Genomic DNA, 13,600 nt, shown 5'->3' on the forward strand with positions numbered 1-13,600 from the left:
CGTTGCGCCAGGACGGCGCGAATTTAGCCTTTCTTCTTACATCAAGGCGCTTGCGCTTTTGTTCTTTACAGTTCATCAAATCCATTTAGATCACTTGTTTTTGTGTACTGTCGCGATTTTTGCTCAAAGAAATCTGTTTTAGTGTCGTCAAAGTTATCAACATAAGCCCGAATCCATTTCATTGGGTTTTCCGTATGTTCTTGATAAATTTCACTCAAGCCTAACAAACGTAGCATTTTATTTGCTCGGTATTTAATATAACCTTCCATCTCCATTAAATCGATGCCATCAATATCGGCAAGAATGTAATGACTCCACTTTGTTTCCTGTTCAACTGAATGACGAAATTGTTCATAAACCCAATCCGTAAATTCATTTGTGTTAAGTTCTGGATGTTCCGCCAAGGTAGCGCGAAAGAGATCGCTAATAAAACGCCCATGCTGCAATTCATCTCGATTAATATAACTGATCATCGTAGAGGTACCAACCATTTTTTGATCTCTAGCTAAGTTATAAAAAAAGGCAAAGCCGGAATAAAAGAATAGGCCTTCCAGTAATGACGTATATACCATTGCTTTTAATACATTTTCAATCGTAGGATTTTGCGCAAATTCATTATAGACTTCCATAATGCGAGTGTTTCGCTCTAATAACACTTCATCCGTTCGACCAGTTTCAAAGGATTCGTTTTGTTTATCTAAAGTTGTTACAGAGGAAAGAACATAGGCGTAGCTATGATTATGTTCACTTTCCTGATCAGCGATGGTTGCCATCACAGATTTAACAGAGGGATCAGTTGAATATTGAGCAATTCTAGCTGCCATATCCGTTTGGGGTCCATCTAATGTGGCTAGTAGTCCAATAATTTTTAGGAACGCTGTTTGTTCTGTCATCGTTAAATTCGGAAATTGCTTTGTATCATGAGTCATATCAACCTCGCTGGATCGCCAAAAAAGCGCCCGGATTTGCTCACGATGTTTATAGAAATGGGGATATTTTAAATCATTCCAATTCAAAATCCCACTGGCTTTCCCACCGAAAAGGGCAGTAGATCGGTTTGGATGAATGGGCTCTAAGATATTTACTTTACTAAGTGTAGTGGACAATGTTTAATAACTCCTTCCGTCCAGCGGATCACTTTTTTCTCTTGTGATCCTCTAGGACTTTGTTCGATTTTCAAAGGGAGAAGGGTAGAGTGATAGAATTTAGCCAATTTTACAGCCGCATGGCAAAATAAATCATCTCCACCAAATTGGGTATCACCTGTTCCAAAGACAAAAACAGAGGGAGGTTTATAGCCAATCTCGTATACAAACTCTTTTACCTCTTCAGGTGTTCCGCCTCTATCCCATGTAAACGTACCGATAAGCATTGCATCGAATGCAGCTGGATCTGGGATTCTACCTGTACCAATCCAATATTGTTCTGTATAAATACCTTCCTGTTGCAGCTTATAATTAATTAATTCAGCGACTTCCTTTGTATTACCGCTATAGCTGGCATAACAAATTAAGATTCGCACCATTCACACTCCTCAATATCTGAAGCCGTAGAGCGCACATAGTAAGTAGTTTTTAAACCTGAATCCCAGGCTTGTAAATGTAAATCAAGTAACACTTTTGCCTTAATATTATTTGGTACATAGAAGTTAAAAGAGATCGATTGATCAATATGATGTTGTCTAGCAGCATTTTGCTGTATAGACCATCGTTGATCCACAATATAAGCCGAGCGTCGGTACACATCATACGTACGATGATTTAAGTCAGGTGCTACGAATGGTAATTTGTAGTCTTTCTTTTCTTCATAATAAAAAGGTTTGAAAATTGGATCGATACTGGCTGTTGAACCCGCAATAACAGAAGTACTGGAGTTTGGAGCAACGGCCATTAAATAACCATTTCTTAATCCGAAGGTTGCGGCCTCATCCATAATGGAACGCCATTCTTCATCATTTTCATAGCCTCGCTGTTGAAAATACTGGCCAGTTTGCCAGTCACTTCCCGCAAACATTGGATAGGCGCCTTTTTCTTTTGCCAAATCAATGCTCGCTTGAATGGTCAACTTTGAAATACGTTCATATAATTGATCGGCAAATTCAACGGCTTCTTTGGATTCCCACTTCAAGTTTTTCAGAGCCAAGATATGATGCCAGCCAAACGTTCCTAACCCAATCGCGCGATATTTTTTATTGGTGATCATCGCTTGCTTAACATCAATCGTGTTAAGATCAATGACATTATCCAGCATCCGAACCTGAATAGGAATGAGACGCTGTAAAACTTCTTGCTCATCATCATCCAACTGAACCGTTCTGCCAAGATTAATAGAGGAAAGATTACATACGACAAAATCCCCTGGTTTTTTATACGTGATAATAGTTCCGTCTTCTACAATTTCTTCTGATTGAAGAGTAGGAGACATATTTTGCATGATTTCTGTACATAGATTACTTGAATAGACCATTCCAGCATGTTTATTTGGATTTTTTCGATTCACTTCATCGCGATAAAACATAAAAGGTGTGCCTGTTTCGAGTTGAGATTTCATGATACGTACCATGATTTGAATAGCAGGAATTTTCGTTTTCTTTAGTTGTGGATGTTGGACACATTCCTCATACTTTTCTCGAAAGCTGCCATTTCCTCTTTGTTCATCATAATAATCTTCGAGAGAAAAGCCTAATAGATTTCGCACCTCATGCGGATCAAACAAGAACCAATCTTCACGATTCTCTACTTTCTCCATAAATAGATCAGGTAGACATACACCGGTAAAAATATCATGTGCTCGTTGTCTTTCATCACCATTATTTAATTTTAAATCCAAAAATGACAAAATATCAGCATGCCATACATCTAAATAGACGGCAATAGCACCTTTTCTACGACCAAGTTGGTCCACGCTAACGGCTGTATTGTTTAACTGTTTAATCCATGGCAGTACACCAGAGGATGCTCCTTTAAAGCCTTTTATGGATGAGCCTCGACTTCTAACTTTTCCCATATAGACCCCAATACCACCGCCATCTTTCGAAAGACGAGCGACATCTGTATTGCTATTGTATATGCCAATAAGAGAGTCTTCGACTGTATCAATAAAGCAACTAGATAATTGGCCATGAGCAAGTCCAGCATTTGCGAGTGTGGGGGTTGCTACAGTCATGTAGAGATTAGATAAAGCCCAGTAAGCTTCTGTGATCAGTGCAAATCGCTTCTCTCTTGGCTCATCTTTCATTAAATGCATGGAGATCACTAACCAACGCTCTTGTGGTAGCTCATATGTATTTTTTTGATGATCTGTTGCTAAATATCGCGTTGCTAGCGTGTGTAAACCGATGTAATCAAATAATAAATCTTTTTCAGGGTCCAATAAAGTGGAAATGTGTTCAATTTCTGCCTTTTCATATTTTTCTAGAAGCTGTGGTGTGTAAATACCCTCATCGGTTAACTGTTTTAATAAGGAATAGAAATTACCATATCTCTGTTCCTGATCATATCCTCGATGAGAGCTCGCTTGTCTATAGAGTTTGTGTAAATAGATTTTCGCTGCTTCGAAACTCCATTCAGTATTGACTTCATCCACATTTTCTAATGCGGCATTAATTAAGATGGAAGTGACCTCATCGGTGCTAATTTGCGCTTTTGCTTCAATAGCTCGGATTACTTTATCGATGTATTCCTGGGATTGAATAGAAGTAACTTTTTGAATGTATGCTTGGATTCGCTCCTGGTTAAAGTGGGTAGGATGTGTTTCTTCTTGTTTTGAAATAATTGTAGTCAATGATAATCACCTTTCTATCAATAGAATAAAATCAGAAAAACTCAACTATCTTTGGGGAGGTGTGTAGCACACCTGTGTAAGAGTAAAATATTCTTGTAGCATTCTACGCAAAACTTATGGACAGGGTGAAGTAAATAAAAAAAATCGCCATAGAAAAAGGCGAATTAAACGATAGGAAAGAAAGGCATATATTCACTATCGCTTCACCTTCTTGTTCCCCGAAGAAATGAAACTCCGACAAATAAAGGTAGGTCTCCTGACTTATGCTTCATCCTACTGGGGCCTTCCCAGTTCGAGTTTTGTCGAACCAGTGGCGAGTCCGTTCGTTCGCATTTACAATTGCGGGGACAGTTCCGGAATTCCACCGGATTCCCTTTTAAAGCCTTAACAGGCGCCTTTATTTGTTGAAATCAATATATAGTATGATGTTTGCTGTTGAAACACAAAATGTAGTATCTTTAATGATATTACCATGATTGATTCTGAATAGCAACCATTACTATGCTTAAAATTGTCCAAAGGTAATCATGCCATTTTTCTACAATATTTGGCAATTAATTTGATTGCCATAAACATCATTATATCCAAAAAGTTGCCGTTGTTCATAGAAAAAATTTCAAAAAAAGCAAGAAACATCCAAAAGTCATAGAACTGGCTTTTGGATGTTTCATGTAGAAAGGGTCTTTATGATGATACCATTCGCTTTCCGTAGGCTCTAATCTTTACTTGTTCTTCGCTTTTAAAAAGTTTTCTGTTGAAAAGGCTGCGGCTCCCAATGCGGCAGAATATGAGGAAAGCTTCGAGAACTTAATTTGCAAATCATGTTTTTGAAAGAATTGAATACGGTTAGCTAATTGTTTTTCTAATGATGGTTGAATCCACTTTTTTGTACTAGCCATTCGGTTTCCGATGACTATCTCCTGAGGATTAAAAATATTAATGATATTATTTATACCTACCCCCAGATATTCCCCGATTTCATGAAATAAATTGATAGCATGTTCATTACCACTTTCAGCAAGCTCTACTATATATTCAAGTGAAAGATCAGTCTGGTTAGCTGGAAGGAGATTTGATTTTTTTGCTTGTTGAATAAGCGCCTGTTCTGAGGCATATAGTTCCCAACAGCCTTTATTTCCACAGCGACAAAGATCTCCGTTTACATTAATCGACATATGACCAAGTTCTCCAGAAAATCCTTTATTGCCTTTATATAACTGGCCATTTAAGATCATTCCTACTCCAATACCGATGCCAACACTTACATAAATCAAATGTTTTGAATCTTTGCCAACACCATACTTTTTCTCTCCATATGCACCAGCGTTCGCTTCATTTTCGATAATCGTCGGGATCTTGAATTCTTCTTCCAATATGGATTGGAGTTCAATATTTTTCCAGGAAAGGTTAGGAGCAAGTAATATTTTTCCAGATTTATTAACTGTTCCTGGGACACCTACTCCTATGCCAATTATACTATAAGGACTTTTTGGTGTGGAATGGATTAAATCTCGTATCATTGCAAAAAGTTTCTCTTTCCATACTTCAAATGATTGGGAATGTATTTTTATCTGTTTTTCTATATGGATATGCCCAGTTAAATCAGTTAAAACACCAAGTAAATAATTCACGCCAATGTTTATTCCAATGGAATAGCCAGCGCTTTTGTTAAAAAGAAGCATAACGGGTCTTCTCCCACCACTTGATTCACCTGGGCCTGATTCATAAATAAACTCTTCTTCTATTAACTCGTGGACAAGGGAAGAAACCGTTCCTTTATTAAGTCCAGTTTTTGTCGCAATTTCCGCTCTTGAAATAGGCGAGGATTGGATAATCGTTTTAAAGACTAAAAATTTATTTTCCTTTTTGACGACATGTTGGTTCCAAGTCTTTTCACTCTTCATACTTTTCAACTCTTTCGATTTTAATCATCATTAGTATACACTTAGTTTATCCGATAGACAAACTTCTGAATGATTGTTATAATGCAATTGCAAACATTTACATGATACTTAAATTTCAAGGAGGTTTCAATATGAGCTATTTTAATAACATTGGTAAAATTAATTATGAAGGACCGAAATCAACGAACCCATACGCATTTAAATTTTATAACCCAAAAGAAGTCGTTGCAGGTAAAACGATGGAGGAATACTTGCGATTTGGAGTAGCTTATTGGCATACATTTGTGGCAGATGGTTCAGATCCATTTGGAGTGGGGACGATGCAAAGACCTTGGGATCAATATGATGGAATGGATCTTGCCAAAGCTCGTCTTGAAGCTGCCTTTGAGTTCTTTGAAAAATTAAATGTTCCTTATTTTTGTTTCCATGATGTAGATATAGCTCCTGAAGGAAATAGCTTGAAAGAAACGTACCAAAATTTAGATACAATCGTTTCCATGATGAAAGATTATATGAAAGATAGTAAAACAAAATTGCTTTGGAATACAGCTAATAATTTCACACATCCACGCTTTATTCATGGTGCTGCTTCTTCTAATCATGCGGATGTATTTGCCTACTCTGCAGCAAAGGTGAAGAAAGGGTTAGAAATTGCCCAAGAGTTAGGGGCAGAGAACTATGTGTTCTGGGGAGGACGTGAGGGATACGAAACGCTTCTTAATACAGATATGAAGCTTGAACTGGATAATCTTGGTCGATTCTTCCATATGGCTGTAGACTATGCAAAAGAAATTGGTTTTAACGGTCAATTCCTTATCGAACCAAAACCAAAAGAACCAACTACACACCAGTATGATTTTGATGTGGCAAGCGGCTATGCGTTTTTACAAAATTATGGTCTCCAAAACGATTTTAAATTTAATATTGAAGCGAACCATGCGACACTTGCGGGTCATACGTTTGAGCACGAATTACATTATGCGCGGATCCATGGAATGCTAGGTTCAGTAGACGCAAACCAAGGCCATCCGTTACTAGGATGGGATACAGATGAGTTTCCGACTGATCTTTATTCTACAACTCTCGCTATGTACGAAATTATTAAAAATGACGGTCTAGGCAAGGGTGGTTTAAACTTTGATGCAAAGGTTCGACGTGGTTCCTTCGAACCGGAGGATTTATTCCACGCCCATATTGCCGGGATGGACGGTTTTGCTGTCGGACTTAAAGTCGCACAAAAATTAGTCGATGATAAGGTGCTTGATCACGTGATTGAAGAGCGCTACAGCAGTTTTAAGGAGGGAATTGGCCTTGATATCGTTCAAGGAAAAACTGATTTCCATCAACTTGAAGAATATGCATTAGGACTAAAGGACATTCAGCATCAATCAGGACGTCTAGAAAAAATTAAAGCAACGATTAATCAATATTTATTAACTGCATTTGCTGGCGAGTAAACGTAATAGAGGAATGAAGGTGACACGATGAAATATGTGATCGGTGTTGATTTAGGCACAAGTGCTGTGAAAATTTTATTAGTGGACCAAATGGGTGAAGTGGTGGAAGAGGTTTCCAAGACTTATCCACTTTATCAAGAAAAAACAGGCTATAGTGAGCAATATCCAGAGGATTGGGTTGATCAGACAATCAAGGGATTGTCTGATCTCTTGCAGAAGTTTACTGGCGATATAGAAGAGATTGAAGGGATTAGCTTCTCTGGTCAAATGCATGGACTTGTATTGCTAGATGAAAACAATGAGGTTTTGCGTCCTGCAATCCTCTGGAACGATACGCGAACAACAGCTGAATGCCAGCAAATTTATGAACAAGTAGGCAAAGACCGTCTGCTTGCAATTACAAAAAACCCCGCTTTAGAAGGTTTTACATTACCTAAAATATTATGGGTGAAGAAACATGAACCGGATATATTTGCGAAGGCGACAACCTTCGTACTTCCAAAGGATTATGTACGATATAAATTAACTGGGCACATTCATATGGATTACTCAGATGCTGCTGGAACGCTTTTGTTGAATATAAGGGAGAAAGCGTGGAGCGAGGAAATATGTGACTTAGTTGGAATAGATCCAGCACTTTGCCCGCCATTGATAGAAGCTTCTGGCGAAGTGGGGACTATACAAGCGGAAATGGCAAAGGCAACAGGCTTATCCTCTGCCACTCGCGTGTTTGCGGGGGGAGCTGATAATGCTTGTGGCGCAGTCGGAGCGGGAATACTTGAAGACGGTCAGACACTGTGCAGTATCGGTACCTCTGGTGTTGTGTTGTCTTATGAAGAAAGTGAAAAGAAAGATTTCCAAGGGAAGGTTCATTATTTTAACCACGGCGCCCCTAACGCCTATTATACGATGGGCGTCACATTAGCAGCTGGATACAGCTTAAGCTGGTTCAAAGACGTATTTGCTCCAACAATATCATTTGATGATTTGCTAGCAGATCTTCATACGGTTCCGGCAGGATCGAAGGGCTTGCTCTTTACCCCATATATAGTAGGAGAGAGAACACCTTATGGAGACGCTGCGATCCGGGGCAGTTTTATTGGAATGGACGGTTCTCATCAGCGAAAGGATTTTGTTCGTGCTGTATTAGAAGGCATTACTTTTTCATTGAATGAGTCAATCGATATCTTCAGAAAAAATGGTAAACAGATTGATACAATTATCTCGATTGGCGGAGGTGCTAAAAGTGATGAATGGCTGCAAATTCAAGCAGATATCTTTAACGCAAAAATTGTAAAATTAACGAGTGAGCAAGGGCCAGGCATGGGGGCTGCTATGATAGCCGCCTATGGATGTAAATGGTTTGAATCGCTAAAAGATTGTGCTGATACATTTCTAAAGGTAGAGAAGAAAGTTCTACCAAACCAAGAAAATGTAGAGAAATATAAAAAGTTATTTGCCATCTATCAAGAGATTTATCCGCAAACGAGAGAAATCAATGAACAACTTAAAGCATTTCGCGTATAAAGTGAAACTTAAATCAATGGGGATTTTTGCCGCACAGGATATGCTAGTGCAGATATGACAATTGCCGCCGCGAATTTAGCCTTTGGCCCTTCCTTTCTGAACATCCTTTTTAAGAAAGAATAAGAAAAAGGGTTTTATCAAGACTAATAAGGATAGAAGTATTAGTAAACAAAGGAGGAGGGACCAAATGAATCAGATTCAGGAGTACCAGTCCGCATTAACCGCCTTAAATGAATGTGTTCTCGCATGTAATAATTGTTATCAGGCATGTTTAAAAGAGGATGATTTGCAAATGATGGTTGAATGCATTCGATTAGACAGGGAATGTGCCGATATTTGTGCTTATTTTGAGCAAGCCATTACGAGAGGGACACCTTATGTAGCTGAACTTGCGACCCTTTGTATAACCATTTGTAAAGACTGTGGCAATGAATGTAAACAACATAACCATGATCATTGTCAAAAGTGTGCAGCGGCTTGTTTAAAATGTGCGGAAGAATGCCAAGCACTACTCTCATAATAGGGAATGGCTGGGGTTTGTCCAAAATTTGGGCAAACCTTTTTCTCTGTTAAGGAAACTATAAAATTCTTGGCTTGTGGATAAGTTGTAATTTTGAGTTTTGTCGTCTAGCTCCAGCGCCTAGCCCCTCGAGGTCAAATAACCCTGACCTATGAAGGGAAAAAGCCCCTTCCTAGGTTCAGGAACATTTGCTTGTCGGAGGCCAACAGGATGTTGGTCAGGAAGGCGTTGCGCCAGGACGGCGCGAATTTAGCCTTTCTTCTTACATCAAGGCGCTTGCGCTTTTGTTCTTGTTAAGGAAATTATAAAATTGTCGCTTGTGGATAACTGTTTACCTTGTGGTTGCTGTCTAGCTCCAGGCGCCATCGGCTCGAGGCTCGCAGGAGCGAGTCCATCGGCGTTGCCACAGGACGTGGCGACCTTAGCCGATGTTCCACGAAATAACCTGAGCCAATGAAAGGCAAAGAACGCCTTTCTTTGTCTCAGAACATTTGCTTGTCGCCGATAGGCGGGCGCCTTGCGCTTTTCTTGTTTAGTGCTTTTCTTTTCAAAAAAATGTCTCTAGTGTAAACTAAACAAAAATCAATTATTGGGATGATGAATGATGGAGGAATTAAAAAGTAAAATTCTAATTGTTGAGGACGAGGAGAAAATTGCTCGTCTATTGGAACTCGAACTCACGTATGAGGGGTATGAAACCGCCAAGGCACTTGATGGCCTTGAAGGATTAACGATGATACGTGAACAATCATGGGATCTGATTCTGTTAGACGTAATGTTGCCTGGCTTAAGTGGGATAGAAGTATTACGTAGAATAAGGACTCATGATCAAGCGATACCTGTAATTTTACTAACTGCAAAAGATTCTGTTGAAGATAAAGTCTCTGGGTTAGATTTGGGCGCTAATGATTACTTAACAAAACCTTTCCAAATCGAGGAGTTATTTGCCCGAATTCGTGCTGCTTTAAGATTAAACCAGAAACAAAACACGTCTCTTGCTATTGAAGATTGGTTACAGGTTGGGGATTTAAAGTTAAGTGAATCAACTAGGGAGGTTTTTCGCGGGGAAGCTGCCATCGATCTGACGCCAAGAGAATTTGATCTGCTTACCTACTTAATGAAGAATGAAAAAATTGTTTTAAATAGGGAGCAGTTATTAAATAATGTGTGGGGATATGACTATTATGGCGATACCAATATAGTGGATGTATATATCCGCTATTTGCGAAATAAAATTGACAAACCATATGAACATTCACTAATACACACAATCCGTGGCGTCGGTTATGTATTGAAGGATAAGATATGAAACTGAGAAGTAAGATTAATTTATACACCTCTGTGCTGATCATTTTTCTCCTAGTCTTGATCAATAGCTCCATTTATTTTACATTCAATCATTTTATTTTAAAAAATGAGTTAGAAAAGGCTACTTTTCAGGCTCTAAATATTGTTAGGGAGATGGAGCAAACCGAATCAAGTAGGACAACGCAACATGTCCTACGGGCTTACGTCCCTGTAGACAGTATGATTCGGGTGGTAAAACAAGATGGAACATCCGAAACTGCCACTACAGCTAAACAACAAGAGCAGCTTATTGATCTCCCGATAACATTCGTAGGGAAAGAGCGACATCAGATTGTGAAAAATAATGAGATCGTCTATGCGTTTGTTTCCATTCCGATAATCTGGGAACCTACAGGGGAGGTGGTAGAATTCCAATTAACAGAAAATCTCTCCTCCTCTGTCCAAATTTTATCCACTTTAAAATGGGTGCTCATTATTATTACGATCTTAGCGGCAATCCCAGTTATTCTCTCTTCACGTCTATTAGGAAATTTCATTACAAGGCCAATTACTAATTTAATTCGTACAATGAATGAAATACGAGATAGTGACCAATACAAACGCATTGATCTTCCAAAAACGTCTAATGATGAACTTTATCAAATGGGAAAAACATTCAATGAAATGATTCTTCAACTAGAGAAGAATTATGAGAAACAAGAAGCCTTTGTTTCGAATGCTTCTCATGAATTAAAAACTCCGCTTACCATTATTGAATCATATGCAAATTTATTAAAACGACGTGGTAAAGAGCGAGAAGAAATATTTGATGAATCTGTAGAGGCTATACACTCAGAAGCGATACGCATGAAGGAATTAACTCAGCAGCTCTTACTCTTAGCAAAAAATGATACACAATGGAAAGTGGAAATAACGCATATTGCTTTAGATGAGGTAATAAAAGAATCTGTTCAATCTTTTCGTACTACTTTTCAACGCAATATTATTCTTCAAATTGAGCAGCCAATTGTTGTTCAGTCAGATTTACAAAAGCTAAAACAGCTTCTCTATATTTTAATGGATAATGCTTTGAAGTATAGTGAAGGTTCAATAGAAGTAAAAGTAGGGAATTCAAAAGAATATGGCTGGGTTGAGATTTCGGACCATGGCATTGGAATTCCAGCGGAGGAATTATCTAAGATATTCGATCGTTTCTATCGAGTGGATAAAGCGAGAACTCGAAAATCAGGTGGGTTTGGACTAGGTTTACCGTTAGCAAAGGAAATGGCCAATGCGATAAATGCGACACTTAATGTGAAAAGTATTGAAGGTCAAGGAACTAGCGTACGAATCTTTTTGCCTGTAGCTTCCAGCAATTAGTTTTTTGTATGTTTTGTTTTTGACGTTATAATTCTCATTAAATTCTCATGAATAGAGGATATAATGGTCAAGAAAAGCGCAAGGCGCCTTGATGTAAGAAGAAAGGCTAAATTCGCGCCGTCCTGGCGCAACGCCTTCCTGACCAACATCCTGTTGGCCTCCGACAAGCAAATGTTCTGAGATAAAGAAAGGCGTCCTTTGCCTTTCATTGGCTCAGGTTATTTCGTGGAACATCGGCTAAGGTCGCCACGTCCTGTGGCAACGCCGATGGCGCCTGGAGCTAGACACCAACCGCAATGTAAACAGTTATCCACGAGCTACAATTTTATAATTTCTTAAACAGTAAAAAAATGGAGAAGGATCATGATGAGAAGAAAATTTTTAAAACCCCTTATAATCCTTAGTTGTATAGGTGTACTTGCTTTTGCAATTTGGCAGCTGTTTCAATATAAAACCTCAGCTGAACCTATAACAGAGGTGGATGCTGAAAATATTGTCAATGATGTTTATAAAGCAGAAAGTACAAAAGTTACGAGCACCACTAAAGGGTTTCTGGTGACAATCGAGTTGAAAACAGGGATATATGAAATCGAAGTAGATCGTCAATCAGGTGACATCCTTGAGATTAACAGGGTGAAAGCAATAGAACCAAAACCTGATAAAGAAACTCCTGGAAAAACAGAAGAGGATGGGAGCAAAACAGAAGATTCCAACGTAATTATTACAAAGGAAAAAGCGCTTGAAATTGCACTTAATGAAGTTGAAGGTGAAGTAGATGATATTGATTTTGAAGAAGAGGATGGAGTTAGCTATTATTTTATTGAAATTGAACGCTCTGACGATATGGAGGCAACAATCCAAATTAACGCTGTCACAGGTGAGGTAGAAACCACTACATGGGAGGATTAATAGCAATCAATCGATTTCTCATGAAATTCTCATCATCCTATTCTTCTTTCCACATTTAAATTGGTTATGATAACAACATGATCAAGGAAAGGAGAGTAAAAAATGAGGAAAAAATTATTCATTCTTTTTGTAGCAGTTGCAGTTATTTTTAGTGGTGCCATTGGGGTCGCGGCGATTTCCAACCCAAATCCATCAGATTCAAGTCGCTCAAATAATATTCCAGTAAGTGAAAAAGCGAAAGAGACAGCGTTGATTTCATGGGAGGAGGCACGTGATATAGCTCTACAAGAAATAGATGGAACAATCCAAAGTTTAGAGCTTGATAAAGAGGATGGCCATTTTGTCTATGAAGTGGAATTAATAGTGGATGACCATGCTCAAGCTGAGCTGGAGATTGATGCTCAAACAGGAGTGGTCCTTGAATTCGATTATGATGCAAAGGTTTCAAACGTCGAATCGGCTTCATATAAAGACCCTATAGTTAACGGTTCAAATACAAAGAGCAAGATTACATTGGACGAAGCCGTATCCATTGCCTTGAAAGATACTCCAGGGACCATAGCGGAAATAGAATTCGATTCTGATGATACAGAATATGAAATCAAACTGTATTCAGGAGAAACTCCAATCGAATTAAAGTTAGATTCTAACACAGGAAAAATTATATCAAAAGAAGTTGATGATTAAGAAAGACCCAATGCGGTTCTACAGAAAAAAATAATCTTTCTTAGCTTTTAACTAAAAAGTTAAGCTTTAAAGCCGAACAATGCATTACCTTAGCGAAGTATATTTCCGGAGCGGGGTAAATGCATCATACTAGTTCGGTTTTTTCT

At 38.5% G+C, this 13,600-nt stretch carries 11 protein-coding genes and 1 riboswitch; of the genes, 7 read left to right on the forward strand and 4 right to left on the reverse strand.

From position 1 onward, the window contains the following. Positions 1-65: 65 nt before the first annotated feature. The 4 genes from KI375_RS03085 to KI375_RS03100 form a co-directional block, all read right to left on the reverse strand. Positions 66-1,106 (reverse strand): ribonucleotide-diphosphate reductase subunit beta, encoded by a 1,041-nt coding sequence (locus tag KI375_RS03085; RefSeq protein ID WP_212972093.1) that lies wholly within the window; start codon positions 1,104-1,106, stop codon positions 66-68. After that, positions 1,082-1,525 (reverse strand): flavodoxin, encoded by a 444-nt coding sequence (locus tag KI375_RS03090; RefSeq protein ID WP_212972094.1) that lies wholly within the window; start codon positions 1,523-1,525, stop codon positions 1,082-1,084. The genes KI375_RS03085 and KI375_RS03090 overlap by 25 nt, the downstream gene beginning before the upstream one ends. After that, entirely contained in the window at positions 1,510-3,783 is a 2,274-nt protein-coding gene (locus KI375_RS03095; protein WP_212972095.1) for a ribonucleoside-diphosphate reductase subunit alpha, read from the reverse strand. The genes KI375_RS03090 and KI375_RS03095 overlap by 16 nt, the downstream gene beginning before the upstream one ends. Before the next feature lie 229 nt (positions 3,784-4,012). Further along, a riboswitch (cobalamin riboswitch) is annotated at positions 4,013-4,197 on the reverse strand. Positions 4,198-4,505: 308 nt separating this feature from the next. Next, positions 4,506-5,687: an ROK family transcriptional regulator gene (locus KI375_RS03100; RefSeq protein ID WP_212972096.1), complete on the reverse strand. Its 1,182-nt coding sequence runs from the start codon at positions 5,685-5,687 to the stop codon at positions 4,506-4,508. A 131-nt stretch (positions 5,688-5,818) separates the two neighbouring features. On the opposite strand from KI375_RS03100, the gene xylA reads away from it, so the two are divergent. From xylA to KI375_RS03135, 7 genes are all read left to right on the forward strand, one after another. Next, positions 5,819-7,144, forward strand: a complete 1,326-nt coding sequence (gene xylA, locus KI375_RS03105) for a xylose isomerase (protein ID WP_212972097.1) — start codon at positions 5,819-5,821, stop codon at positions 7,142-7,144. A 27-nt stretch (positions 7,145-7,171) separates the two neighbouring features. Beyond that, on the forward strand, positions 7,172-8,671 hold the full coding sequence (gene xylB, locus KI375_RS03110) for a xylulokinase (RefSeq protein WP_212972098.1): 1,500 nt from the start codon (positions 7,172-7,174) through the stop codon (positions 8,669-8,671). Between the two features lie 187 nt (positions 8,672-8,858). Next, positions 8,859-9,191 (forward strand): four-helix bundle copper-binding protein, encoded by a 333-nt coding sequence (locus KI375_RS03115; RefSeq protein WP_212972099.1) that lies wholly within the window; start codon positions 8,859-8,861, stop codon positions 9,189-9,191. A gap of 604 nt (positions 9,192-9,795) precedes the next feature. Further along, entirely contained in the window at positions 9,796-10,500 is a 705-nt protein-coding gene (locus tag KI375_RS03120) for a response regulator transcription factor (protein WP_212972100.1), read from the forward strand. Beyond that, positions 10,497-11,858: a sensor histidine kinase gene (locus KI375_RS03125; RefSeq protein WP_212972101.1), complete on the forward strand. Its 1,362-nt coding sequence runs from the start codon at positions 10,497-10,499 to the stop codon at positions 11,856-11,858. The genes KI375_RS03120 and KI375_RS03125 overlap by 4 nt, the downstream gene beginning before the upstream one ends. 366 nt (positions 11,859-12,224) lie before the next feature. Beyond that, entirely contained in the window at positions 12,225-12,767 is a 543-nt protein-coding gene (locus KI375_RS03130) for a PepSY domain-containing protein (RefSeq protein ID WP_212972102.1), read from the forward strand. 102 nt (positions 12,768-12,869) lie between these two features. Next, positions 12,870-13,454 carry a PepSY domain-containing protein gene (locus KI375_RS03135; protein ID WP_212972103.1) on the forward strand — a complete coding sequence of 195 codons (585 nt, stop codon included), beginning with the start codon at positions 12,870-12,872 and terminating at the stop codon, positions 13,452-13,454. The last annotated feature ends 146 nt before the right edge of the window (positions 13,455-13,600 follow it).

Origin of the sequence: Bacillus sp. J14TS2, from assembly GCF_018333015.1 — a bacterium.
GTDB lineage: Bacteria > Bacillota > Bacilli > Bacillales > Bacillaceae_C > Lederbergia.